The 25,124-nt window shown below is 65.5% G+C and carries 22 protein-coding genes, 1 other RNA gene and 1 pseudogene; 11 read left to right on the plus strand and 13 right to left on the minus strand.

Annotation, left to right across the window (positions count from 1 at the left end; translation table 11 throughout):
- Positions 1-52: 52 nt before the first annotated feature.
- On the plus strand, positions 53-1,054 hold the full coding sequence (gene dmeF, locus XCSCFBP4642_RS0122860) for a CDF family Co(II)/Ni(II) efflux transporter DmeF (RefSeq protein WP_029221822.1): 1,002 nt from the start codon (positions 53-55) through the stop codon (positions 1,052-1,054).
- 104 nt (positions 1,055-1,158) lie between these two features.
- Here the strand turns inward: dmeF and XCSCFBP4642_RS25635 are convergent, their stop codons facing one another.
- From XCSCFBP4642_RS25635 to XCSCFBP4642_RS0122875, 3 genes are read right to left on the minus strand one after another with little or no spacing between them, the layout of a single operon-like run.
- Complete coding sequence (locus XCSCFBP4642_RS25635) at positions 1,159-2,568, minus strand: PepSY domain-containing protein (protein WP_235048246.1); 1,410 nt, start codon at positions 2,566-2,568, stop codon at positions 1,159-1,161.
- Between the two features lie 25 nt (positions 2,569-2,593).
- A complete protein-coding gene (locus XCSCFBP4642_RS0122870; RefSeq protein WP_029221823.1) occupies positions 2,594-4,774 on the minus strand; it encodes a TonB-dependent receptor in 2,181 nt (726 codons plus the stop codon).
- Between the two features lie 46 nt (positions 4,775-4,820).
- On the minus strand, positions 4,821-5,171 hold the full coding sequence (locus XCSCFBP4642_RS0122875; protein ID WP_053329613.1) for a DUF3088 family protein: 351 nt from the start codon (positions 5,169-5,171) through the stop codon (positions 4,821-4,823).
- A 128-nt stretch (positions 5,172-5,299) separates the two neighbouring features.
- Here XCSCFBP4642_RS0122875 and ftrA point away from each other — a divergent pair, with 128 nt between their 5' ends.
- The gene (gene ftrA / locus XCSCFBP4642_RS0122880; protein WP_029221825.1) at positions 5,300-6,310 is read left to right on the plus strand and encodes a transcriptional regulator FtrA; all 1,011 of its coding nucleotides are present in this window, start codon (positions 5,300-5,302) and stop codon (positions 6,308-6,310) included.
- Positions 6,311-6,400: 90 nt separating this feature from the next.
- Here ftrA and XCSCFBP4642_RS0122885 read toward each other — a convergent pair whose 3' ends face one another.
- Positions 6,401-7,228 carry a ferredoxin--NADP reductase gene (locus XCSCFBP4642_RS0122885; protein WP_029221826.1) on the minus strand — a complete coding sequence of 276 codons (828 nt, stop codon included), beginning with the start codon at positions 7,226-7,228 and terminating at the stop codon, positions 6,401-6,403.
- A 36-nt stretch (positions 7,229-7,264) separates the two neighbouring features.
- Here XCSCFBP4642_RS0122885 and XCSCFBP4642_RS0122890 point away from each other — a divergent pair, with 36 nt between their 5' ends.
- From XCSCFBP4642_RS0122890 to XCSCFBP4642_RS29020, 6 genes are all read left to right on the plus strand, one after another.
- Positions 7,265-8,260: an ABC transporter ATP-binding protein gene (locus XCSCFBP4642_RS0122890; RefSeq protein ID WP_029221827.1), complete on the plus strand. Its 996-nt coding sequence runs from the start codon at positions 7,265-7,267 to the stop codon at positions 8,258-8,260.
- The gene (locus tag XCSCFBP4642_RS0122895) at positions 8,257-9,069 is read left to right on the plus strand and encodes an ABC transporter permease (RefSeq protein ID WP_029221828.1); all 813 of its coding nucleotides are present in this window, start codon (positions 8,257-8,259) and stop codon (positions 9,067-9,069) included. The genes XCSCFBP4642_RS0122890 and XCSCFBP4642_RS0122895 overlap by 4 nt, the downstream gene beginning before the upstream one ends.
- A gap of 6 nt (positions 9,070-9,075) precedes the next feature.
- On the plus strand, positions 9,076-10,014 hold the full coding sequence (gene panE, locus XCSCFBP4642_RS0122900) for a 2-dehydropantoate 2-reductase (RefSeq protein ID WP_029221829.1): 939 nt from the start codon (positions 9,076-9,078) through the stop codon (positions 10,012-10,014).
- Between the two features lie 521 nt (positions 10,015-10,535).
- The gene (locus XCSCFBP4642_RS0122905; protein WP_029221830.1) at positions 10,536-11,051 is read left to right on the plus strand and encodes a hypothetical protein; all 516 of its coding nucleotides are present in this window, start codon (positions 10,536-10,538) and stop codon (positions 11,049-11,051) included.
- Positions 11,052-11,332: 281 nt separating this feature from the next.
- Positions 11,333-12,022 carry a pectate lyase family protein gene (locus tag XCSCFBP4642_RS29015; RefSeq protein ID WP_152527321.1) on the plus strand — a complete coding sequence of 230 codons (690 nt, stop codon included), beginning with the start codon at positions 11,333-11,335 and terminating at the stop codon, positions 12,020-12,022.
- Positions 12,006-12,572 (plus strand): polysaccharide lyase domain-containing protein, encoded by a 567-nt coding sequence (locus tag XCSCFBP4642_RS29020; protein ID WP_152527322.1) that lies wholly within the window; start codon positions 12,006-12,008, stop codon positions 12,570-12,572. The genes XCSCFBP4642_RS29015 and XCSCFBP4642_RS29020 overlap by 17 nt, the downstream gene beginning before the upstream one ends.
- A gap of 4 nt (positions 12,573-12,576) precedes the next feature.
- On the opposite strand, the gene XCSCFBP4642_RS27900 is transcribed toward XCSCFBP4642_RS29020, so the two are convergent.
- The 9 genes and pseudogenes from XCSCFBP4642_RS27900 to XCSCFBP4642_RS0122950 all read right to left on the minus strand — a co-directional run bounded on the left by XCSCFBP4642_RS27900 (position 12,577) and on the right by XCSCFBP4642_RS0122950 (position 22,740).
- A non-coding RNA gene (locus tag XCSCFBP4642_RS27900) (sX9 sRNA) lies at positions 12,577-12,649 on the minus strand.
- A 56-nt stretch (positions 12,650-12,705) separates the two neighbouring features.
- Positions 12,706-13,107 (minus strand): acyl-CoA thioesterase, encoded by a 402-nt coding sequence (locus tag XCSCFBP4642_RS0122915; RefSeq protein WP_029221831.1) that lies wholly within the window; start codon positions 13,105-13,107, stop codon positions 12,706-12,708.
- A 37-nt stretch (positions 13,108-13,144) separates the two neighbouring features.
- Positions 13,145-13,583: pseudogene (locus tag XCSCFBP4642_RS25645) on the minus strand (hypothetical protein).
- A gap of 37 nt (positions 13,584-13,620) precedes the next feature.
- Complete coding sequence (locus tag XCSCFBP4642_RS0122925; protein ID WP_029221832.1) at positions 13,621-13,947, minus strand: thioredoxin family protein; 327 nt, start codon at positions 13,945-13,947, stop codon at positions 13,621-13,623.
- Positions 13,919-14,401 (minus strand): flavodoxin, encoded by a 483-nt coding sequence (locus XCSCFBP4642_RS0122930; protein WP_029221833.1) that lies wholly within the window; start codon positions 14,399-14,401, stop codon positions 13,919-13,921. Before XCSCFBP4642_RS0122930 ends, XCSCFBP4642_RS0122925 begins: the two co-directional genes overlap by 29 nt.
- A gap of 170 nt (positions 14,402-14,571) precedes the next feature.
- Positions 14,572-15,615, minus strand: coding sequence for a ribonucleotide-diphosphate reductase subunit beta (locus tag XCSCFBP4642_RS0122935; RefSeq protein ID WP_029221834.1), 1,044 nt, complete (start codon positions 15,613-15,615; stop codon positions 14,572-14,574).
- A gap of 163 nt (positions 15,616-15,778) precedes the next feature.
- Entirely contained in the window at positions 15,779-18,277 is a 2,499-nt protein-coding gene (locus tag XCSCFBP4642_RS0122940) for a ribonucleoside-diphosphate reductase subunit alpha (RefSeq protein ID WP_029221835.1), read from the minus strand.
- A gap of 607 nt (positions 18,278-18,884) precedes the next feature.
- Positions 18,885-19,925, minus strand: coding sequence for a DUF475 domain-containing protein (locus XCSCFBP4642_RS0122945; RefSeq protein WP_029221836.1), 1,041 nt, complete (start codon positions 19,923-19,925; stop codon positions 18,885-18,887).
- 106 nt (positions 19,926-20,031) lie between these two features.
- The gene (locus tag XCSCFBP4642_RS0122950) at positions 20,032-22,740 is read right to left on the minus strand and encodes a bifunctional acetate--CoA ligase family protein/GNAT family N-acetyltransferase (protein ID WP_029221837.1); all 2,709 of its coding nucleotides are present in this window, start codon (positions 22,738-22,740) and stop codon (positions 20,032-20,034) included.
- 201 nt (positions 22,741-22,941) lie between these two features.
- On the opposite strand from XCSCFBP4642_RS0122950, the gene XCSCFBP4642_RS0122955 reads away from it, so the two are divergent.
- From XCSCFBP4642_RS0122955 to XCSCFBP4642_RS30295, 3 genes are all read left to right on the plus strand, one after another.
- Positions 22,942-23,727 carry a DUF4198 domain-containing protein gene (locus XCSCFBP4642_RS0122955; RefSeq protein ID WP_029221838.1) on the plus strand — a complete coding sequence of 262 codons (786 nt, stop codon included), beginning with the start codon at positions 22,942-22,944 and terminating at the stop codon, positions 23,725-23,727.
- A 153-nt stretch (positions 23,728-23,880) separates the two neighbouring features.
- Positions 23,881-24,780 (plus strand): EF-hand domain-containing protein, encoded by a 900-nt coding sequence (locus tag XCSCFBP4642_RS0122960; RefSeq protein ID WP_029221839.1) that lies wholly within the window; start codon positions 23,881-23,883, stop codon positions 24,778-24,780.
- A gap of 149 nt (positions 24,781-24,929) precedes the next feature.
- The gene (locus tag XCSCFBP4642_RS30295) at positions 24,930-25,124 is read left to right on the plus strand and encodes a hypothetical protein (protein WP_228325641.1); all 195 of its coding nucleotides are present in this window, start codon (positions 24,930-24,932) and stop codon (positions 25,122-25,124) included.

Below are 25,124 nucleotides of genomic sequence, written 5' to 3' on the forward strand. Positions count from 1 at the left end.
CCAGGGGTATTTGGGATACCCTGTGGGGGTACCTTAGCCAGAGCCACCGCCAATGTCGATCACGCACCCCGCGCCCCACTGCGCGCAGTCGCATACGTTTGCCAGCGCCAACCCGCTCGCGGAGCACAGCACCCGCAAGGCGGTGATCCTGACCGTGATCATGATGGTGGTGGAGATCGTGGGCGGCTGGATGCTCAATTCCATGGCCCTGCTGGCCGACGGCTGGCATATGAGCTCGCACGCGCTGGCACTTGGGCTGGCGTTGTTCGCCTACCGCTTTGCGCGGCAGCATGCCGGCGACGTGCGTTTCAGTTTCGGCACATGGAAGGTCGAGGTGCTGGGTGGTTACACCAGCGCGATCCTGTTGCTGGGCGTGGCCGGATTGATGGCCTTCCAGTCGGTGGAACGACTGTTCACACCCAAGCCCATCCAGTATCAGGAAGCCACCGTCATTGCGGTGATCGGCCTGCTGGTGAACCTGATCTGCGCATGGTGGCTGCGCGATTCCCACGGGCATGCACACGGTCACGCTCACGGGCATGAAAATCATGGCCACGCGCACGCTAGTCATGGTCATGGTCATGGTCATGGTCATCACCACGATGCGCACAGCGATCTCAATCTGCGCGCGGCGTATCTGCACGTGGTGGCCGATGCCGCGACCTCGGTGCTGGCCATCGTCGCGCTGGTTGCCGGCATGCACTGGGGCGTGACCTGGCTGGACCCAATCATGGGCATCGTCGGCGCAGTGCTGGTCACCGTCTGGGCCTGGGGGCTGCTGCGCAGTACCGGCAACGTGCTGCTGGATGCGGAGATGGACGCACCGGTGGTGGCAGAAGTGAAGCAGGTCATCGCCGAGCTGCCGCATGCGATCGACATCGCCGACCTGCATGTCTGGCGCGTCGGCAGCGAGCGTTATGCCTGCGTCGTCAGCCTGGTCACCGCGGCAGATATCGATGCGGACCTGGTGCGCAACGCACTGCAGATTCACGAAGAACTGGTGCATGTCACGGTTGAGCTGCAGCGCCCACCGGCGCTACCGGCTGCGGCCTAGTCGTGCAGCGCTGCGATCCGGTCGCGCGCCGATGGGCGCGCGATGTTCGGTGGCTTGCCGTTGCTGCGCACGTTACGGCGTCGCCGGCCTGATCTTGCGCAGGCTCAACAGCAGTCGCCGCGTGCCAAGCACCACACCGGTGAGCGAGAACGCCAAGCCGAGCAGTAGCGGCACGATCTGCACGCTGCGCCTGAGTAGCGGATGCGACTGCAACAGCGGAAAGTTGGTGGTGTGAATGGCCAGATACAGCCAGGCATAGGTGCGGCGGCTGGCATCCAGCGCCAACAGCGGCGTGCCGCTGGCCGGGTCGAATACAGCGCAGTGCGCGCCGGCGATGCCACCGTCAACCGCACCGCATCGGCCGCGATCGCGTCGGCCTGGCGATACAACGCTTCGCCACTGTCGGGGGCGGACAGCACCGGGTCGAGTGTCCACACGTTTGCGGCCGCCTGCCGGATCGCCGCAGGCGACAGACGGGCGCCGGTGATGCGACCGCCCACCCCATCGCTCACTGCAGTGCCTGCAGGCCCGCGTGCAGCAGCGATCGGCCGGCCACCGACTGTCGTGAAGTCGATCTGTGTTGCACCCGACAAACAGCGCAGTGCATTGGCATCGACGTTGGCAAAGGCAACGTGCAATGGCGCCCCGGAATAACGCGCCACCTGACCCGGGTCCGGAATGCCCCTGGAAAACAGCCTGCCGTGGTCCATCGACAGCCAGCCGCTGAAGATCCAGCCCAGTACGAACACGGCCGCGACAAGGCCAAGCCCGTGATGCCAGCGCAGCCAGCCGCGGAAACCGGACCACGCCGGCTTGGGGCTGCGTGCGCGTTGCCAGGTGCGGTACCCGCCCAGCACGGTGCCGGCGCTCGCGCTACACAGCGCGGCCAACGCCAGCCACCACACGGTGCGGTCCCAGGCAGTGAAACTGCGCCGCAGCTGGGTGAAATACAGCCAGTGCGGAATCGAGCCGACCCAGTTCCACGCGCGTTCGTTCGCATGCGTACGCTGCACTACTTCGCCGGTGCGCGCCGACACGTACAGCACCGTGCCCAGGTCGTCGTCCAGCGCGGCGCGATAGAACGGCCGCCACGGATCGAACTTCTGATGCACCACCCATTGGTCGTACTTCAGCGGGCCATCCAGTCGCTGCACGCCGGCATGGCCGAAGCCGGCAGCGATCGCGCTGGCCGTCTCGGCGCTCAGCATGCCCCGCGCGCGACCATCGATGCCATCGACCGTGGTGATGGTGGTCGCGTTGCCAACCACGTACCCGGGGCGCCCGGAGATCGACACCAACCGCAGCGTGGTGGCATCGCGCACCTGGCGCAGGGCCTGCGCAGGCGCAATCACCAGCCTGCTCAGATCGATCCGCTCGGCCTCGCTCCAGCGCTGTTGCGGGCTCAACACCGGGAACGGCACGAACGCCAGCACCAGCCCGCTGGCAAACCACACCGCAAACATCAGGCAGAACGCCACACCGGTCCAGCGATGCAACCAGGCAACCCAAAACATCTTCGGCCTGGGCCGCGCCACCCGGTTAGAAGCGTGCATGCAGGCTCAGCTCCACTGTCCGCGGCAGGCCCAGAATGACCTGCCCGGGATAGAACACGTCTGCCCACTGGACGTAGTTGGTGTTGAACAGGTTGTCCGCGTGCAGCGATAGCGATACTTCGGAACTCACATCGTAAGTCGCATACGCGCTGGTCAAGGTGTACGACTCCAGGCGCAGCGTGTTGGCGAGGTTTCCATAGCGCGTTCCGACATGCCGCACCGAGGCGCCCAGTTCCAATGGCAAGCCAGCCACGTTTCTGACGCTGGTCCAGGCATTGAACAGCGACTTGGGCACGTTGGTCGGGCGGTTGCCGGAGGCATCCAGGCCGCTGTTGCTGTCGATGAATTGCGCGTACTCGGCATCGACGTAGGCGTAATTGGCATTTGCACTCCACTGCGAGGTCAGCTGCGCATCGACGCTGAGTTCAAACCCGCGCGAGGTTTGCCGGCCGATGTTGCTGAGCGCATCCTGCGCCGTCAGCGCCAGGATGTTGTTGCGTTTGATGTCATAGACCGCCAGCGTGCCGCTCAGACCTTGATCGGCCGTGGCCGCCTTGACGCCCACTTCCGCCTGCCGCGATTTGCTCAATGCAAAATCCTGTCCCGCATTGACGATGAAGATATTGGAGCCAGCCGGATCGGTGGCGATGGTGTAGGACGCATAGGGGGTGATGGCCGGGGTGAGCGCATAGACCAGACCGACGCGGCCATTGGCCGGGCGATAGGTGCGCGAGAAACTCGATGCCGCCTGAAACCCACCATCCGGACCGAAGTTCTTGCGATCTAGATTGAGATATTCGTAGCGCCCGCCCAGTACCAGTTTTGCCTTGTCGGTGACATCCAGCGCATCTTCAAAAAACAGCGCGGGATTGGTCCAGGTGGTGGGGCTGCGTCGGCGCACCCGCTCGCCGAACGTGCCGCTTGGGTCCCGCGTGTCCAACACCACGCTATCGCCATCAGGAAAACCGCGGTTCCTGACGAAATCCAGGCGACTGTAATCCAGGCCCACCACCAGGCGATTGTTCAAACCAGCAATGCGGTGGTCGAAGGTCGCGCTGGTTTGATTCCCCCACAGCGTCTGATCGTGATACACGAAGAAGCGATCGCGATCGATCAGGTTCGTCTGCGCGTTGTAGCTGTAACTCTCCGAGTTCAGCCAGCGCCGATCGGCATGAAAGTAATAGGCCATGTTCTGCAAGGTGACGGCGTCGGAGACCTCCCACTTCAGATACGCCTGCGGCCACACCTGACGTGAGTCGATGCTGGCATCGGCCACGTTGTAGTTGTTGCGGCGGGTGGCGCCATCGACGACCTCGCCATTGGGCGCGCGCAGGATGCCGTTGATGGGGTTACGCGCCACATCGGCCGGCACCAGCGGGGTACCGAAGTACGTCGAGGGCTGGTCCCTTGCGTAGTCCAGCGAAAATTGCGCGCTGATGTCGTCGCGCGGATGCCAGAGCAGCGACACGGTGGCATTGAGCGCGCTGGAATCGGCGCTGTGCACATAGCCATCGGAGGACACCTGGCTGACGTCGGCGCGGTACGCCCAGTCGTCGTTGATGCCGCCACCGGCGCCGACACCGAACACCCGGCCACCGTAGCTGGACGCGCCCAGCAGCGCTTCGTGTTGCGCCGGCCCGAAGGTCGGCGCCTTATTGGTCACGTTGACCGCACCGCCCACCGCACCCTGGCCGTAGATCACCGACGCCGGGCCTTTCAACACTTCGACCGATTGCAGGTTGAAGGTGTTCTGCGGCCGGTTGGTCATGTTCGACGGGCCCAGATACAGGCCGTTGTGCAGGATGGTGATCTGCCCGTCGGTGAAGCCGCGCATCGAGAAGGTTGCCGGATTTCCCGGTGAGCCGCCGGTATTGATGCCCGGCAGGCTTTCGGCCGCCTTTTCCACGCTACGCAGGCCGCGCGCATCGATTGCCGCAGCATTGATCGCATCCAGCGTGCCGGGCGTCTCACGTGCGGACAGATTGAGCCGGCTGCCGGTCGGGGTGAATTGCTCCAGCGAGCGCAGGCGCCCGCTCACCACCACCTGGTCCAACGTGGTCGCCTCGGTGGCTGGCACCGTCGCTGTCTGCTGCGCGCGTGCGGTTCCGATGCAGCCCAGTGCGGCGGCGATCGACAAGGACAGCAGCGTGGCTTGCGTGCACGTCATGTGCGTTCTCCAGAAAGGCGGGGGGAAGACTGGGCCGGGGTCCGCCTCAGCGCTGCCGGGCAACGCCGAAGCGCTGCGAGAGGTAGGCGCGAATGGCTGCCTCGTCGTCGATCACGTGGTAGTGCCCAACCGATTTGCTGCCGGTGGCATCGGCATCGGCGGTGGCCAACACCAGGTCCGGCAGCGACTGATGCTGCTCGCCCAGCAGGTCGACCAGCACCTGCCGGGGCCGCGGGAATGGCAGCCGGCGGATCTCCAGCCCACCGGCAATGGCCGTGGCCAAGCTGAGCAAGCCTTCGATGGCAATGCAGTCGCCACAGTAGAAGGGGCCATCGCCATCGACCGCAAATGCAGCCTCGGCTAGGAATAAGGTGTCGCGCATCAACGGGTTACTCACCGATCGTTCTCCAGGGGAAGGGACAAACCGGCCAATGGCTCGGTTCGCATGACAAAGACCATGTGCCCATGTTGCGCAGCAGCAGGCGATGGGTGAAAGTGGCGTAAACGCCACATGACGGTCATTTCATGCCAACTTCCAAACCCCGCAGACGCCGCGACGCGTTGCCGCCCCTTGTGGTGGTGGTGGCGTACGACCAGCTGGGCTTGTTCGAATTCGGGATCACCACCGAAATCTTCGGATTGCCGCGCCCGGAAGTGGGCCAGGGCTGGTACCGGTTTGCCATTGCAGCGGCCGAACCCGGCCCGCTGCGCGCGCTTGGCGGGCTTCGCCTGGAGGTGGATGGTGGGCTGGATCTTCTCGACGCTGCGCACACCATCATCGTTCCCAGCTGGAGAGATACCAGTGCACCGGCACCGGCTGCGCTGATCAAGGCGCTGCAACGTGCGCACAAGCGAAAGACGCGGATCGTGTCGATCTGCGCCGGTGCCTTCGTGCTGGCCCAGGCTGGCCTTTTACAGGGGCGCAGGGCCACCACGCATTGGCGCAACGCCGCGGTGCTGGCCAGCCATTACCCGCAGATCACCGTGGAGCCGGGCGTGCTCTACGTCGATGAGGGCGACATCCTGACCTCGGCCGGCAGCGCCGCCGACATCGATCTATGCCTGCATATCGTGCGCGCCGACTTCGGGCCGGCAGTGGCCAACCAGGTCGCCAAACGGCTGGTGATGCCGGTGCACCGCGACGGCGGGCAAGCCCAGTTCATCGACCGCCCAGTGCCGCCGATCCACGAAAGCACCCGGCTCGGGCCGCTGCTCGAGCGCATCACCCAGGACCTCACCGCGAATCACTGTGTGGACGCACTGGCCAGCGCAGCGGGCATGAGCCGCCGCACGTTTCTGCGTCGGTTTCAAGCCACCACCGGCATGTCGCCGGGCAAGTGGATCGTCAACGAGCGGCTCAACCGTGCGCGCGAAATGCTGGAAACCTCCGGCGCCGACATCGAACAGATCGCAACGCGCTGCGGCTTCGGGTCGACCGAAACGCTACGGCATCACTTCCGGCGCGCACTCGCGCTCTCACCAACGCAATACCGGCGCGTGTTCGGCGGGCATCGCGATGCTGGCGAGGACGCTTGAGCGCGCGAGCATCCGTGAGCGCGCAGGACGCGACCTGACCACGCGCGCTCACAGACGCCGATAATGTGGTTCGACGCCTGCGCCGGGCCCTCAGACCTTCGGCGGCGTGGAGCTGACGTACTTCTCGCGGCGGATCTGCGCACTCGGCAGGCCGCTTTCCTTCAGCGCTGCTAGGCAGGTATCCACCATGTCCGGGTTGCCGCACAGGTAGGCGATATCGCCATCGGCCGCCGGCGCGAACTCGGGCAGATGCTGCTGCACATAGCCGTGGCGCACATCGGCATGCAGCTGGGCAGGCAACTCGCGCGAGAAGCAGGGCACATAGCGGAACTGTGGGTGTGCATCGGCAAACGCACGGAAATCCTCGCCATACAGCAGCTCGGCCGGGGTACGCGCGCCCTGCAGCAACACCACCTGCACGCCGCGCGTGGCGATTGCCTCGGCCAGCAACGGCAGCATCGAGCGGTACGGGGTGACGCCGGTGCCAGTGGCGATCAGCAGGTAGCGCCGGTTATGGTCGCCTGCCTGCAGGCAGAAGCGGCCATACGGCCCGCTGGCCTGCAACTGGTCGCCGATCTCCAGACCTTCGAACAGCGCCGTGGCCGAGCCGCCGGGCACGAAGCTCACCGCGATGTCCACCGCCTCGCCCGGTCCCAGCGCATGGTCGTGGAGGGTCGCCAGCGAATAGCTGCGCTTGGTTGGCGTGCCATCGGCAGCGGCGAAATGGATCTGGATGAACTGCCCGGGCTGGAAATCCAGCGGCTGTCCGTCATCACGCACGAACTGGCAGTGGGCCACGGTGGGCGCAAGCATGCGCCGGTCGACAAGCTTGAGGGGGAATTGAACGGGCACGAACGGATTTGGGACAGTCTGTGATCGGGGCAAGCCCCCACGGGCTTCTATAATAACGGGCTGCAACTCGCTGCGCCGTGACCCTGGCGCGAAGGATCCTGCTTGAATTCCCCAACTCCCGGTACGCCCGCCCTGCGCGTGTGCGACCTGCGCAAGACTTACGACAACGGCACCCAGGCGCTCAAGGGCGTGTCGCTGGACGTGGTGCCCGGCGACTTCTTCGCCCTGCTCGGCCCCAATGGCGCCGGCAAATCGACCCTGATCGGCATCATCAGCTCGCTGGTGAACCTGTCCGGCGGGCAGGTGGAAGTGTTCGGCACCGACCTGGTCGCCCATCGCAGCGAGGCGATGCGCCTGATCGGCCTGGTGCCGCAGGAAATCAACTTCAACCTGTTCGAAAAGCCCTTCGACATCCTGGTCAATTACGCCGGCTTCTACGGCATGCCGCGCAGCCAGGCCGAAGCGCTGGCCGAAGTGGAACTGCGCCGCGCGCACCTGTGGGAAAAGGCCCAGGTGATGAGCCGCACGCTGTCCGGCGGCATGAAGCGCCGGCTGATGATCGCCCGCGCCATGATGACCCAGCCGCGCCTGCTGATCCTGGACGAACCCACCGCCGGTGTGGACATCGAGATCCGTCGCGACATGTGGCGCGTGCTCAAGGACATCAACGCCGCCGGCACCACCATCATCCTGACCACCCATTACCTGGAAGAAGCCGAGCACCTGTGCCGCAACCTGGCCATCATCAACCACGGCCAGATCGTCACCCAGGGGCCGATGCGCGAACTGCTGTCCAAGCTCGACGTGGAAGGCTTCCTGTTCGATATCGACGGTGAGCTGCCCGCCCAGCTGCCGGTGATCGAAGGCACCACTCTCACCGCCATCGACGGCCACACGCTGGACCTGGACATACCGCGCGCGATGGACCTCAACCGCGTGTTCGCCACGCTGGGCGATGCCGGCATCCGGGTGCGCTCGATGCGCACCAAGAGCAACCGGCTGGAAGAATTGTTCGTTCGTTTGACCGAGCCTGGCGAGACCGTCGCCGCCCCGGCCCCTGCCTCAGCGGCGCCGTTGCGCCCGGCAGGCCACCCATGAGTCCCTCGGAGCCGTCGATGTCCGCCACGCCCGCAACACCCCGCCAGCGCAACTGGATCGCGCTGGGCACCATCGTGCGCCGCGAAGTGCAGCGCATCCTGCGCATCTGGGGCCAGACCCTGGTGCCGCCGGCCATCACCATGACGCTGTACTTTTTGATCTTCGGCGGGCTGATCGGCTCGCGCGTGGGCGACATGGGCGGCTACAGCTACATGCAGTTCATCGTGCCGGGCCTGGTGATGATGAGCGTGATCCAGAACAGCTACGGCAACATCTCCTCCAGCTTCTTCGGCGCCAAGTTCGGCCGCCACGTGGAAGAGCTGCTGGTCAGCCCGATGCCCAACTGGGTGATCCTGTGGGGCTATGTGTCCGGCGCGGTGCTGCGCGGCGTGATGGTGGGCGCGATCGTGCTGATCATCGCGATGTTCTTCACCCCGGTGCGCATCCCGCATCCGATCGTCACGCTGACCACGGTGCTGCTGGGCGCGACCATCTTCTCGCTGGCTGGCTTCGTCAACGCGGTCTACGCCAAGAAGTTCGACGACGTGGCGATCGTGCCCACCTTCATCCTGACCCCGCTCACCTACCTGGGCGGCGTGTTCTATTCGGTGAAGCTGCTGCCCGGTTGGGCAGAGGCGGCCACCCATGCCAACCCGATCTTCTACATGGTCAACGCGTTCCGCTACGGCCTGCTCGGCAGCTCGGATGTGCCGATCTGGGTGGCCTACGCGCTGATGCTGGGGTTTGTCGCGGTGCTCAGCGCGCTGGCGCTGTGGCTGCTGCGGCGGGGTGTGGGGTTGCGGAGCTGATGGGCCATGCGCATCCTGATCCTGGGCGCCGGCGGTACCGGTGGCTATTTCGGCGGGCGGCTGGCGCAGGCCGGTGTGGACGTCACCTTCCTGGTGCGAGAAGCGCGTGCGGCGCAGTTGCAGGCCGACGGCTTGCGCATCCGCAGCCCGCTGGGCGATGCCGATCTGCAGGTGGCGCATGGCACCGCGCAGGACTTGCCGGCGCTGGTAGCGCAACAGCCGTTCGACCTGGTGATGCTCAGCTGCAAGGCCTACGACCTGGACAGCGCCATCGAGGCCATTGCGCCGGCGGTGGGCGAGCGCACCACGGTGCTGCCGATCCTCAACGGGCTGCGCCATTACGCGGCCCTGGACGCACGCTTCGGCGCCGCACGCGTGCTGGGCGGGCTGTGCTTCATCAGCGCGACCAAGGGCGAGCACGGCGAGATTCTGCACCTGGGCAAGCCGGCGGCGATCACCTTCGGCGAGCGTAGCGGTGACGCGCATTCGGCACGGGTGCAGGCGTTTGCCGCGGCCTGCGCGCAGGCCGACATCACCCATGTGGCCAGCGAGCAGATCGCGCAGGAACAATGGATCAAGTACAGCTTCCTCACCGCGCTGGCCGCGGCCACCTGTTTGATGCGTGCGCCGGTGGGAGCGATCGTGGCCACCGACGATGGGCGTGCGTTGATCAACGGCCTGTACAACGAATGCCTGTGGGCTGCCGATGCGGCCGGCCAGTCGATTCCGGAGGGCGCTCGCGCGAAGGCGCTGCAGACCCTGCTGCAGGTGGATTCGCCGTTGAAGGCCTCGATGCTGCGCGACCTGGAAGCCGGCCAGGACGTGGAAGCGGCGCAGATCGTCGGCGACATGCTGGCGCGCGTGCGCGAGACCGGGCGCAACGCGCCGCTGCTGATGGCCGCCAATGTGCATCTGCAGGCGTATCAGGTGCTGCGGCATAGCTGATGGGGATGGCGGGTGGCCATGCGCATGCGACGCATGCCCCGCCCCCATCCGCCCTTCGGGCACCTTCCCCCGCACGCGGGAGAAGGGAGTGGTCGCTGGCGCTGCATGACTGGCCGAGCGACCTGCGTACTTCTACGCCGCTTGGCCCCGGCAGATCCTTCTCCCGCCTGCGGGAGAAGGTGGCGCGAGGCGCCGGATGAGGGCGCGTTTGCTTGGCGTAGCCTTCGTGCCGCCGCGTCGACCTTTGCCAGTCCACCGCCTGGCTCCAGTAGATCCCTTCTCCCGCCTGCGGCAGAAGGTGGCGCGAAGCGCCGGATGAGGGCGTGTTTGCTTGGCGTAGCCTTCGCACCGCCGCGTCGACCTTCGCCAGTCCACCGCCCGGCTCCGGTAGATCCCTTCTCCCGCCTGCGGGAGAAGGTGGCGCGAAGCGCCGGATGAGGGCGCATCAGCTTGGCGTAGCCTTCGCACAGCCACGACACCACGCACACGATGCTTTGCATCCCTCCATCGCCGCCGTCATCATGAAGCTGCTCAGCCACCTGTTCCGTGCCGGTCACTTCGTCATCCTGGCGTTCTTCGTGCTGTGCGCGGCGGGGCTGGTGGCGATGGCCGGGCTGGAGTTGTGGCATGGCTTCACTCCCGGCGGCGACATGGTGGTACGCGACCGTTTCAATGTGGTACTGGAGGCCGTCGGCCTGCTCACCGTAGCGCTGGTGACGCTGGAGCTGGGTCAGACCATCTTCGAAGAAGAGATCCTGCGTGACGTCAAGGTCAGTGGTCCCACGCGGGTGCGGCGTTATCTCTCGCGCTTTTTCGTGGTGATCGTGATTGCGCTGGCGATCGAGACGCTGGTATCGATCTTCGAACTGATGCATGCCGACCCGGCCAAGCTGCCGTACGCCGCCGCCGTTGGCTCGTGCGCCGCGCTGCTGCTGATCGCCTGGGGCGTGTTCGTCAAACTCAATCGCAGCGCCGAAGAGCTGGAACCCGAAGCGATGGAAGAAACCAAGCGCGAAGACCGCGAGGTGCAGGAGTAGGACATTCAGGGCTCACTTGCGCAGGCGGTGCGCGCATTGCCGGATGAGGCCCTCGAGGAACCCGTGCGCTATGGTCGAAGCATGTACGCGATTACGCACTCCTGTCGCGTGCAGCGAAATTGCTGCATCAAGATTCTCTGCAGTGGCCCCATCGACGCCGCTCAAGGCTGAATACGCTTCGTTTGGGTGCTAGAGTCCGCTTGTTCAGGCTGCCATCACTTGAACATAACAACTCTCCCCTCGACCCCTCCTCGCTCAACTCTCCCTGGCGAGGATTTTTCTTGAAGCCCTCCATGCCTTCTCATTGTCTTCGTTGTGCTTCATCAGCACTGTTGTTGGCCGCAGCTGTGTTTACCAACCAGGCCTGCGCCCAAGCAGTCGGCACCCGGGATGGTTTCGCCGTCGGCGTCACAGGTGGCGGTAATGCCCCCGCTGTCAGACCCACCTCTCTATTGGAGCTGCAGCAAGCGCTCTGCAGCAGCTTCGCAGGCAACCAGTGCACCGACACCACCCCGCGCGTGATCGTGCTGGACAGAACCTTCGACTTCACCGGCTCACAGATCAACGATGGGTCTCCCACCACGACCACGACCGGGTGCGTGGCCACCACGTGCAGCACCGGCACCAGCCAGCTGGGCTTGAATATCTCCAACTATTGCGCAGGCCGCACGGCTTTGCGGGTCAGTTTCGATAATGCCGGACGCACGCCCCTGCAGATCGGCTCCAACAAGACCCTGATCGATTTGGGCAGCGATGGCGCCATCACGGGACGCGGGTTACGCGTGGGCGGCGGCAACAGCAACGTCATCATCCAGAACATCACGATTTCCGATATCAATCCAAGCGTGGTCTGGGGCGGCGATGCGCTCGCAATCGACGACGCGGACGGGGTCTGGGTGGACCGCCCGAATCGGCCGACAAATGGTGGTGACCGGCTTCGGCAGCGCCTCGCACGTGACCCTGTCCAATAACGAATTCGATGGACGCACCAGCACCTCCTCCACTTGCGACAATCGGCATTACTGGTTATGGCTGTTCCTGGGCGCGCACGACACCATCACCGTCGCACGCAATTATGTGCATCACACCTCCGGTCGTGGACCGCATGCCGGCGGCCTGAATAACGCGTCGGTGCTGGCGCATATGGTCAACAATTATTTCGAAGACCTTTCCAAGGAAGGCGCCGCGATGCCGTTGACCTCAACGGCGCTGCTGCTGGAAGGCAATTACTTCAACAAGGTGAGCCTGCCGGTCTATCTCTATCCGCACAGCCCAGGTCCCGGTTACACGTTTGCGCCCTTCGCCGGCATGAGCGATCCGCGTAACGACCTCTGCATGCAATACCTCGGTCGAGAATGCGTGGCCAATGACCAGATCACCAGTGGCAGCAAGAATCGGCCGCTGGACGAACAAGCCCTGGCAGCGTTCGGCCCGGTCAGCACATCGCTGGTGATACCCGCTTCGGCTTCCAGCAACGCGAACACCGTGCGCGAGAACGCCGGGGTTGGCAAAATCAACTAAGCGCGGCCCACACAGCGTAGCGAACAGTCAGGCGGGGGTGGACGGTGCGGAGGAACCGCGGTGTACGCGTGGCACATGCCGCACCGAGACCGGCCGCGCCCGCCTGGCGGTGAGCACAGTAGGTTGGCTGCGCTTAGTCGGCTGCCGGTAATGCCGGCACCGCCGTGGGCTTGCCATCGGCATCCAGCGCAATCATCACGAACTGCCCGCGCGTGCACAGCTCGCGCGCGCCGCTGAGCAGATCTTCGGCGATCAGCTCCACTTCCACCTTGATCGAGCTGCGTCCCACCGACACCACGCGCGCGACGGTTTCCACCATCTGGCCCTGACGGATCGGCAGCTTGAAATCCACCTGGTCCGAACGTGCGGTCACCACCGTCCGTCGCGCATAGCGCGAGGCGGCCAGGAACGCGGCCTTGTCCATCCACGCCAGCGCCTGTCCACCGAACAAGGTGCCCAGGTGATTGGTGTGGTTGGGAAACACGATCTCGGCCATGCGGGCTTCGGTCGGTGCAACGGGGGTGGAGTTGGTCATGAAGGCGGCACCGGAAGAAGGAAGGAAAGCCCGTCGATCAGCGACGCAGCGTCGGCAGGAAACTCAGGTCCATGTGATAACGCGCGGGTCGCTGCGGATCGACGAACACGCGCAGTGGCTGCCCATCGGCCAGAAACGGCTGCGGGTCCGTCCACAGGTTGTCGCTGCGATACTCGGCCAAGGCGTTATGCGTGCGGTCGTGGCGATGGGCAAGGATACGGAACAGGTGCACGCCGTTTGACCTGCAGGGACGCATTGCGTTCCACGCACACGAAGGTCACCTCCAGCACCGTGCCATGCTGGCGCAACCAGAGGGCGCGACGCGCATGCCAGGCGCGATAGCCGAGGATGCCGCCTCCCACGCCCAGCAACGACAGGATCCAGCGCGCCTGGTCCGGCAACAGCGCCGCGCCCGGCAGCATGCCCAGCCCGGGGATCAGCAAGCTCCAGGCCACCAACGAGACAACCGGGCTCATCGCGGGCCGCGGCGTCTTGCGCGGGCGGCCACTGCGCTCACAGTCCGCTGCGGACCGCCGCTTCGACCTGCGCCGGCGACTGGAAGCCCGGCAGACGCGCCACTTCGGCGCCGTCCTTGAACAACGCCAGGGTCGGCGTCTGCCGCAGGCCCAGATCGCGGAAGAACGCCTCGCCCACCACTTCCAGCTTCACCTTGAGCAGTGCGACGCCCGCGGCGTCCTCGCTCGCAGCGAACTTGGTCAGCGACATGTCGAGCATCTTGCAGCCCGGGCAATTGTCCTTGTAGAAATCCACCAGCGCGCGCGGATGCGTAGCCAGGGTCTGGGTGTAGTGCTCAGGCGACGTGACGGTAATGGTCTGCATTGGGATCGTTCTTGCATTGGGCCAGGACCGTCTCGGTCCAGGCGGCGATGGCCTGCGCATCGCGCTGACCGTGGGGCATCTGTTCGATGGTCAAACGGGGAAACGGGCTGTCGAAGAAGCGCGCCATACGATGCACCGCGCCGCAGAAATACTCTTCGCCCCACTGCGTTTCCCCGGTGCCGAACACGGCAACACGCGGCGGCTTGCCCAGCGTCTCGACCAGCTCGACGATGAAACGTTTCATCTCCGCCGGCGTACGCCCGCCATTGTCGGTCCAGCTACCGAGCAGCACCAGCTCGTACTGCCCGGGCGCATGCGGCACCTGTTCCAGCCGCTGCACATCGGTTTCCAGCCAGGTCACCACATGCCCCGCCGCTTCGCAGCGCAGCGCCACCGCACGCGCCAGATCGCGCGTGTTGCCGCTCAACGAAGCCAGGGCGAGCAGGATGTTCATGGGGCGGGGATTGGGGAGTCGGGATTGGGGATTCGCAAAGGCGGCAACTGATACGTCATTGAAAGTCGTTAATCGATTTGTCGTAGCGCAAATGCTGCTGTGACGAATCCCAAATCTCGACTGCCTAATCCCGGCGTTTCAACGAATCCCAAATCCCGAATCCCGGCTACTCACAGATCGTCGAAGCCGTTATCCGAGTTGGTCTTCTTGTACGAGGCATTGCGCATCTCGAAGAAGTCGGTCTTGGTCTCGGTGAAGTTGTCGGCGTAGGCCTTGATCCACGGCATCACGTTGTCGTTGGCGCCTTCGTACAGCTTCTCGATGCCGAGCATGCCGGCCATCTTGTTGGCGCGGTACTTCACGTAGCGGATCATCTCGTCCACGTCGATGCCGTCGATGCCGTCCAGCACTTCGGCGGTCCACTGGGTTTCCAGGTCGATCGCGTGCTCGAAGGCCTTGTGCACGTAATCGGTGAGCTGATCGCCCTGCAGCGCCTGGTTCTCGCCGATGATGGCGCGGACCAGTTCGCTGATGAACTTGGAATGCGCCAGTTCGTCGCGGTTGATGAAGCTGATGATCTTGCCGGTGCCGGTCATGCGGTTCTGGCGGACCAGATTGTAGAAGTACGCAAAGCCGGAATAGAAGTTGATGCCCTCCAGGATCGAGGACTGGATCAGCGAACGAATCAGCGTTTCGGCCGTCTTCTCGCGCATGAAGTCTTCGTAGGCGCCCATGATCGGCGCGTTGCGCTTGATGATGGTCGGGTGCGTGCGCGCGATCTCGAACACGCGGTTCTGGTCGGCCAGGCCGGTGATCGAGGCCAGCACGTAGCTGTAGCTCTCGTTATGGATCACTTCCTGCTGGCCGATGATGGCGGCATTGGCATGCGCGGCCGGGTCGGTGATGTATTCGGCGACGTTGTAGATGAAGCGCGTCTGCGGCGAATCCAGCGTGGCCAGCAAGCCGATGATCGAATCGTAGGCATTCTTTTCGCGCGCCGACAGCTCGTTGTACTGGCGCGCGTCGCCCTTCATGTCCACCTCGTCGGGGATCCAGAAGTTGGTCGACAGCTCCTTGTAGGCCCGATAGAAGGACGGGTACGGAATGTCGTTCCAGTTGAGGATGCCCGAGGTCTGACCGTTGATGATGCCGGTCGAACGGTTCGGGTGACGCGGCTCAAGAATTTTGATGCGTTCAAGCGGTGTTGCAGACAGGGCCATATTCTTTCTCGGGTTTCACTGCGCCGATGACGACGCTATACCTGCTGGAGCAAAGCCCCCTGAGTCAGGGGGCGCGCCGAAGGCGCGGGGTGTGGGAGCTGGTGAAGCAGGGTCCACGGTTCGCAACGCGAACCGTGGAAGCGAAGCGCGAATGCGCTTAGCTACTGCACCACTCGCATTCGCTGATGTCGATGTCGTTGGAACGCACGTAGTACGTGGTCTTCAAGCCTTCGCGCCAGGCGGTCATGTGCAGGTCCAGCAGCGTGCTTGCACGGATGGTGCTGGGCACGTAGAAGTTGAAGCTGATCGACTGGTCCACGTGACGCTGGCGACGCGCGTTCTGGCGCACGCTGGCGAACTGGTCGACCTTGTAGGCGCCCTTCTCGTAGTACGGCCAGGTGTCCAGCGACAGGCCGGGCGCGGCAACCGGACGACGGAAGTCCTTCTTCTCTTCGTAGTAGAACGCGCTGTAGATCGGGTCGATCGAGGCGGTGGAACCGGCGATCTGCGCGGTACTCATGTTCGGCGCCACCGCCAGCATCCAGGCATTGCGCACGCCATTGACCGCGACCTGCGCCGACAGCTCCAGCCACTGCGGGCTGTTGTAGTCGCGCGCACGGAAGTACTCGCCGGTGTGCCAGTCGCTGCCCCGGAACACGCTGTAGGTGCCCTTTTCCTTGGCCAGCTCCATGCTCGCCTGGATGGTCAGGTAGTTGATCCGCTCGTACAGCTCGTCGCTGTAGTCCTCGGCGTCCTTGGCATTCCAGTGGATGGCCTTCTGCGCCAGCAGGTGGTGCCAGCCGAAGGTACCCAGACCGATCGCGCGGTACTTCTGGTTGGTAATCGTGGCCTGCGGCACCGGCAACTGATTCAGATCGATCACGTTGTCGAGCATGCGCACCTGGATCGGGATCAACCGCTCCAGCACGTCGGCGCCCAGCAGATCGGCCTGGTCGGCCTGCACGGTGATCGCGCGGCCCAGGTTGATCGAGGACAGGTTGCACACGACGAAGTCACCGGCCTTCTTGGTGGTGACGATCTGATTGCCGCTGATGATCTCCTGCATCATCCGCGTCGGGCTCATGTTCTGCAGGATCTCGGTGCACAGGTTGGACGAATAGACCATGCCCTCGTGCTTGTTCGGGTTCTTGCGATTGACTTCATCGCGATAGAACATGAACGGATTGCCGGTTTCCAGCTGGCTGACCATGATGCGCTTGAAGATGTCGATCGCCTTGACCGTCTTGCGGGTGATGCGCTCGTCGGCGACGACTTCTTCGTACTTGCGACGGAAGCTGCTGTTGGCGTCGCCCTTCTTCTCATCAAAGAAGTCCTGCAGATACCAGCCCTTGATGCGCTTGACCTCGTGCGGGTCGAACAGGTACCAGTCGCCGCGGCGCTCGACCGCTTCCATGAACAGGTCGGGGATGCACACCGAGGTGAACACGTCGTGCGCGCGCAGGCGCTGGTCGCCGTTGTTCAGACGCAGGTCCAGGAACGCTTCGATGTCGCGGTGGAAGATGTCCAGATAGACCGCGATGGCGCCCTTGCGCTGGCCCAGCTGATCCACCGACACCGCAGTGTTGTTGAGCTGCTTGATCCACGGCACCACGCCGCCGGAGGAGTTGGACACGCCGCGGATCGCCGAACCGGACGAACGCACATAGCCCAGGTACGCGCCCACGCCGCCGCCGTGCTTGGACACGCGCGCCACGTCGGTATTGGAGTCGTAGATGCCCTGCAGGCTGTCGTCGACGGTGTCGATGAAGCAGCTCGACAGCTGGCCGCCGACCTTGCCGGCATTGGCCAGGGTCGGGGTGGCCACGGTCATGTACAGATTGGACAGCGCCCAGTAGGCCTCGCCCACCAGCTGCATGCGGCGCTCGCGGCTGCCCTTGCCGGTGCCGATCTCGTCCTGCATCAGGTACAGCGCAATCGTCAGCCAGCGCTCCTGCGGCAGCTCGAACACGCCGCGCGAGTTGTCGGTGGCCAGGTAACGCGTGGCCAGCAGGTACAGGCCGTTGTAGGCGAACAGCGTGTCGCGCTCGGGCTCGATCATCTTGCCGGCTTCGATCAGTTCGTCCTTGGAGTAGCGGCGCAGGATGTCGTTGGAATAGACATTGCGGTCGGCCAGGCTTTCCTGCAGGCCGACGAACGAGCCGTACTTCTGGCTGGCATCGTAGAACCGGTTGCGGCTGGCGCGCTTGTACAGGCGGCGCAGGTACAGACGCGCAGCGAAGTGCTCCCACTCCGGGGTGGTCAGATCGACGCGGGCTTCGGCCTCGCGGATCAGGTGGTCGACCAGATCGTCGGCGTTGACGCTGTCCTTGCGCTCGACGAACCCGAACACCGAGCGCTTGTAGTCGGCCACGTCCAGCTGCGGGAACTCGGCATGGATCTGGTCGATGGCATGCTCCAGGCGCTGCGCCTCGAACGGAATCTTGCGATTGCCGGCTTCCTTGGTGATCCAGGTGGCGACGGTTTGTTCTTCGATGGTCTGTGCGTGCATTGCAATGGCTTGGCGGGGAGGCGGCACGATGTCCGACGGGTCGGTCAATTCCGGCGCGCCGCAGGCAGGCGCACTGACACTGGCGGGAACGCTGGTGGGTGTTGCGGTACCGGCGGCGATCGCGGCAAGGGTGTCGTTGGTGGTCATGCGTCCTCCATGCGTAGGCACACGAACCCGCTTGGGGAGCAGGCGACGGCCAGGGGACTGCGGATGGCATTGGCGAGACAGGAGACACGACGCGCGGCCCCAGGGCCCACGGCAGCGTCTCCTACCAATCTTCCGAGTCCCATGGCCGCCATCACGCGGTGTGCTGTCGCGTGATGGTTCGGTCGGTGGCGACGCGCTGCCGTCGTCGGATCCTGCAGCGGCCGCGGCCCTGCCGGAACGCGTCCAGGCCGCTGCGCGGGAAGCTGCAGGCGATGCGGCTTGCGCATCCGCGTCGTCACTCGGTGCCACTTGGGGGCGGTCACCACCGAACCCCAAGATAGTGGGGTACCCCCGGGGGGTCAACACCAAATGTGCCCAAATTACCGCAAGCCTTGTGCCGCAATGGGCTGCTCGGACAAGCGGTCGGGCGCGGTGGCCGGAGGACGAATCCGACTGCGCAGGTCAAGTCGGGAAGGTTCTGAACCGGCTGGCGCACTCACCCGACGTGCACGCCAAACGTGGTATCGGTCGCAGTTTTTCTGGCGCTGCCACGGCGGTCGCGACTACCCACACCGTCGGCCTGCGGCCGCCTCCGGCGCGGCGCCGCTCAGATCTCGGTCGGGCCCAGCCGGTTGCGCTTGCGGTAGCGGATCGACGACCACACCGAGGCGGCAATGAAGGCCACCCCGATCAGGCCGGTGAGTACTTCCGGCACGTGGTACACGGTGCCGACCAGCATGATGATCGCCAGCACGCCGATGGCGTAATGGGCGCCGTGCTCCAGGAACACGAACTCGTCCAGCGTGCCCTTGTGCACCAGATAGACCGTCATCGAACGCACGAACATCGCACCGATCGCCAGGCCCAGCATGATGATGACCACATCGCGGGTGATCGCGAACGCGCCGATCACCCCGTCGAACGAGAACGAGGCGTCCAGCACTTCCAGGTACAGGAAGGCGGCAATGCCCGAGCGCTTGGCCGGGCCCATGCCGTCTTCGCTCTCTTCGGACTCGAACAAGGCATCCACGCTGCCGACCAGCAGGTACAGCAGGATGCCGCCCAGGCCGGCGAACAGCACGCTCTGGAAGATGGCCTCGGGCAGGAACAACTTGGTGCACAGCAGGACCGTCACCGCCACGATCACCGACATCGCATCGGCCTTGCCCAGCTTGCCGACCAGCCGTTCCACCGGGCCGAGCCAGTGCAGCTTGCGCTCCTGGTCGAACAGGAAGTTCAGGAACACCAGCAGCAGGAACATGCCACCGAAGGCGGCAATGGACGGGTAGTTGTCGGTCAGCACCTGGCTGTAGCGGTCCGGCTCCTTCAGCGCCATCTGCATCACCGGCACCAGGCCCATGCCGGTGGCCACCGACACGATCACGATCGGAAACACCAGGCGCATGCCGAACACCGCGATCAGGATGCCGACGGTGAGGAACAGTTTCTGCCAGAACGCGTTCATGTGCTTGAGCACGCCGGCGTTGACCACCGCGTTGTCGAACGACAACGACACCTCCAGCACGCTCAGCACCAGGCACAGCCACAGCGCCTGCCAGATGCCCATCGCGGAGGTATGACCCCACCAGGCAGCCAGGCCCAGGCAGATCGCTGTGACCAAAAACGACATTCTGAAATCGCGGAACATTGACACTCCCAGGCGGGCCGAGACGACAGCCGAAGCAACCGGCCAGGGCGAGGCCCGGCAGATCCGGCATGCGGTGGAGGATGGGGGACCGCGGCATGACGCAAGGTCAGGCCGGGCGTGGCTCGCCCATTATAGGCAGTGTCACCGCCATCAGGCTCGCATCGTCCGGATCCGGGCGGACCCCGAAGCCCAGGCTCTGGCACATCGCCAGCATGGTGCGGTTCTCGCGCAGCACCTGGCCTTCGATCTGCTTCAGGCCCAGCCAGCGCGCGTACTCGATCATGATGCGCATCAGCTGCCAGCCGATGCCGTGGCCCTTGAGGTCGGAGCGGATCAGGATGCCGTACTCGCCGCGCTCGTAATCGGCGTCGGCATGCAGGCGCACCGCGCCGAGCATGTCGCCGGTCCTGGGGTCGATGGCCACCAGCGCGATCGAGCGCGCGTAATCGAGCTGGGTCAGGCGGGCGATGAATTCGTGGCTGAAATGCTTGACCGACTGGAAGAAGCGCAGCCGCAGGTCTTCGTCGGTGACGCGGGCGAAGAACGCGCGGAACAGCGCATCGTCTTCCGGGCGCACCGGGCGCACCAGCGCATGCGTGCCATCGCCCAGGCCGATCTGGCGCTCCCACTCCTTGGGGTAGGGAAAGATCGCAAAGCGCGGGTGGCCGCGACCCTTGTGCAGCTTGCGCGCCGGCGCCACCGCCACACGGGCGTCCAGCGCGATCACGCCGTCGCGGTCGGCCAGCAGCGGGTTGATGTCCAGCTCGGTGATTTCGGGGATGTCGGCGGCCAGCTGCGCCAACTTGACCAGCACCAGCGCCACCGCGCGCTCGTCGGCGGCCGGCACGTCGCGGTAGGCCTTGAGGATGCGCGAGACGCGGGTACGGCCGATCAGCTCATGGGCCAGGCGCAGATCCAGCGGCGGCAACGCCAGCTCGCGGTCGTTGATCACTTCCACCGCGGTGCCGCCGCGCCCGAACACGATCGCCGGGCCGAACACCGGGTCGTCGGCGATTCCGGCGATCAGTTCGCGCGCCTTGGGCCGCAGCACGGTGGGCTGCACGATCACCCCTTCGATCAGCGCAGTGGGATGTGCGGCGCGCGCACGCGCCAGGATGCCGGTGGCCGCTTCGCGCACTGCGGCGACGCTGGACAGATTCAACCGCACGCCATCCACATCGGACTTGTGCGCAATCTCGCTGGACAGCACCTTCAAGGTCACCGTACGGCCGACCGCCAGCAGCGGGTCGGCCAGCAATGCGGCCTCGTTGGCGGTGGCGGCCACCTGCAACGGCACGATCGGGATGCCGTAGGCGGCCAGCAGGCGATTGGTGGCGACCGGGTCCAGCCAGCGCCGGCCAGCCGCCAGCGCCTCTTCTACCAGCGTCCGCGCGATGCCGGCATCCACCACGAAGTCTTCCGGCAGGCTGGGCGGGGTTTCCATCAGCGCCGCCTGCGCTTCGCGGTAGCGCACCAGGTGGGTGAAGCCGCGCACCGCGTCCGATTCGGTGGCGTAGGTGGGCACGCGCGCGGCATTGAGCGCGGCGATTGCCGCGTCGTCCTGGCCCAGCCACACCGCAAACACCGGTTTTTCGCGCTGATAGCGGTTGCGTTGCTCCAGCGCGCGGGTCAGCGCCTTGGCCGCATCGGCCGACGAGGTGAACGCGGTCGGCACGTTGACCACCAGCAGCGCGTCGTTTTCCGGATCGTCGAGCAACGCTTCGATCGCTGCGGCATAGCGCGCGCCGTCGGCGTCGACAATGATGTCGACCGGGTTGCTGCGCGACCAGCCTTCGGGCAGCGACTGATCCAGTGTTTCCAGCGTCTTGGCCGACAACTCGGCCAGGGTGCCGCCGCGCAGCACCAGCTGGTCCACCGCCAGCTGCCCCACCCCGCCGCCATTGCTGAGGATGGCCAGCCGCCGGCCGGGGAAACTGCCGAGCCGGCCCAGGGTTTCGGCGGCGGCGAACAGTTCGTCCAGCGCGCCCACCCGCAGCAACCCGGCACGCGCGAACGCCGCGCCATACACCGCATCCGAGCCGGCCAGCGCCTGCGCGTGGGTGTCGGCATTGGGATTGATGCGGAACTGGCGCCCCGATTTGACCACCACCACCGGTTTGGCACGCGCGGCGGCACGTGCAGCCGACATGAACTTGCGCGCGTCGCCGATGCGTTCGACGTACAGCAGGATCGCGCGGGTACGGTAGTCGGTGGCGAAGTAGTCGAGCAGATCGCCGAAATCCACATCCAGCGTATCGCCCAGCGACACCACCGCCGAAAACCCGACCGAGCGCGCCACGCCCCACTCCACCAGCGCAGCGGCAATGGCGCTGGATTCGGAAATCAACGCCAGATCGCCGGCCTGCGGACAATGCGCGGCGATGCTGGCATTGAGCCGCGCATGCGGGGCGATCACGCCCAGGCAGTGCGGGCCGAGGATGCGCATGCCTTTGGCGCGCGCGGCCGCTTCCATGCGTGCGGCCGGCGAGCCGGGGCCGCTGCCCAGACCGGCCGTCAGAATGATCGCCGCGGCCACCCCGCGCCGCGCGGCAATCGACACGATGCGCGGCACGATGCGCGCCGGCGCGGTGATCACCACCAGGTCGGGCACCCACGGCAGATCGGTCAGCCGCGCCACCGTACGCACGCCATCGATCTCGCTGTAACGCGGGCTCACCCAGCCGACCTGCCCCGGGAATCCGGCGGCGCGCAGGTTGCGCACCACCGCCCGCCCGGCCGAGCGATCACGCGGGCTGCCGCCCACCACCGCCACGGTGCTGGGACGAAAGACCTGCTGCAGGTGGTACGTACTCATCGGACCGGGGACGCGAATGCCATCGCACTACGGTACACGTCGGCCCAAGCTGCCGTCATTGCCCATGCGGCGGCGACGGCGCAACATGGCACCTGCTTTTGTTGTGAACGATTCGCATTTTCGTTAATATCGCGTGGTCAGCCAGCTAGTGCGCCGTCACGCGCCCGTTTCGCCAGCGACCCATTCGGAACAGGGCCCCCCATGAAATTTCTGACGCTGTCGGCATTGCTGCTTGCCGCCTCCGCTTCCGCGCATACGCCTTATCTGGCACCGAACACCTTCGCTCCCCAGCCCGGTCAGACAGTGACCCTGGATGCAGCGTTCGCCGAGACGTTCTTCGTCCCGGAAGCGGCCTTCGACCAGAGCCGCTTCAGCATCACCGGACCCGATGGCAGCGACATCGCACCACTGCGTGTGCAGGTGCTCGACACCCGCACCGTCGTCGAACACACCCTGGGCAAGCAACCCGGCACCTATCGGTTCAGCAGCGGCCTGCGCGTCGGCGCGCAGTTCCGCACCTGGGAACTGGACGGCAAGCGCGAGACCGTGCGCGACCCGAAGGTGCCCATGCCCAAGGGCGCCACGCTGATCGCCAGCTTCCAGTCGCGCACCCTGGCCGAAACCTATGTGAGCGTCGGCAAGCCCGATCGCAGTGCATTGTCGCCGCGTAATCGTGGCCTGGAACTGATCCCGGTCACCCACCCCAACGATCTGTTTGTGGGCGAGACGTTCGCTTTCACGGTGCAGTACGACGGCGTGCCGCTGGTCAAGCAGACCGTGGACATCAGCGAGGCGGTATGGACCTCCGACCGCAAGGCGACCGTGCTCAGCGTGACCACCGACGACGCCGGCCGCGCAATCTTGAAATTGGATCAGGCCGGCACCTGGCTGGCATTGACCCGCCACCGCACCCCGGCGCCGGCCGACGCCCCGGTGCGCGAGTACAGCAACAGCACCACGCTCACCTTCCAGGTGCTGGAGCAGTAGCGCTACGCAACCGCTGCGGCGGTTGCGTGTTTTGCGGCGTCCACACACCGGTGCGGACGCATCTGCCTGGCACAGCTAGCCGTCTACAGGCAGCGCTCTGCCTGTCGCACCGACGCCACGGCCCGGCACTTTTTCTTCCCCACGAGGCAATCCATGAACACTGGCTCCCTGGCCGGCGCGTGTCTATGCGCGCTGCTGCTTCCTGCCGTCGCTACCGCCCAATCCGACCCGCGTCCGCTGCTCGGCGGTCACGGCAACAACGTGCAGGCCTTCATCACCCAGCACGACGACAACCGCGACGGCCGCATCACTGCCGCCGACTTCGCTGCCTTCCGCCGCAGCCGCTTCGATGCCACCGACCGCAATCACGACGGCACGGTCGATGAAGACGAATACGTCAACGAATTCATTGCACGTCGGCGACAGGCGCTGCAACAGGAACGCAGCGCGCAGGCAGCACGCAGCAGCGCGCGCTTTAGCGCACTCGATCTCGATGGCGACCAGCAGGTGTCGCGCGCCGAATTCGACGCGGCCGGCGCGCAGGACTGGGCGCGTGGACAGGCGGCACTGGCGGCGGCAACCAAGACGGCAGGCGTCGACAGCACGCTGACGTTCGATCGCGACGGTGGCCGCCCGGGCATGCCCGACAGCCAGTCGGCCGACGGCTTTCTTGCGCTGTACGACGAAAACGGCGACGGCAAGGTGGGCCGCACCGAATACACGGACCTGCGCGCGGCGCAGTTCGCGCGTGCCGATGACGACCGCAGCGGCGCGCTGTCGACGCAGGAGTACCGCGTCGAGTTCGAGGACCGGCTCAACCGTCGCATCACCGCACTCGAGCAGGCCGACGACCGCCAGGTGCACGTGCGCTTCAACGTGCTCGACACCGACAAGGACACGCGCATGAGCTTCGCCGAGTACCAGGCCTCGGGCCTGCGCACGTTTGCCCGCGTCGACCGCAATCACGATGGCGTGGTCGATGCCAGCGACGCCGCATTGCCGGCACCTGCAACGGCGCCAGCCCCAGCCACCACGCCGTCCCAGGCCGACTGACTTGCTGACGCGGGCCTTGAGGCCCGCGCCATCCGCGCCACATGGCCCGCCACTGGCGGGCCCCACCCAGCCACGCGACCGCCCCGTGCCGCCCGCAGCCAGGTTCGCGCCTTTGCGCGCCCATTCCTTTCCTGACTGTGGAACCGACGATGACCTCGACACCGACCCTGCTGGCCCTGGCGATCGCTGCCGGCCTGGCCTTCCCGCTGCATGCCGAACAGGCATCTGCCGACGCCACCACCTTCGACCCGGTCGAGGTGAAGGCCGCGCGCGACAAGCGCGCCTCCAGCAACCAGAACGTCACCACCCTCGACACCGCGCAGCTGCAGCAGGAACAGGCCTAG

The sequence above is a fragment of the Xanthomonas cassavae CFBP 4642 genome, assembly GCF_000454545.1.
Classification (GTDB): Bacteria; Pseudomonadota; Gammaproteobacteria; order Xanthomonadales; family Xanthomonadaceae; genus Xanthomonas; species Xanthomonas cassavae.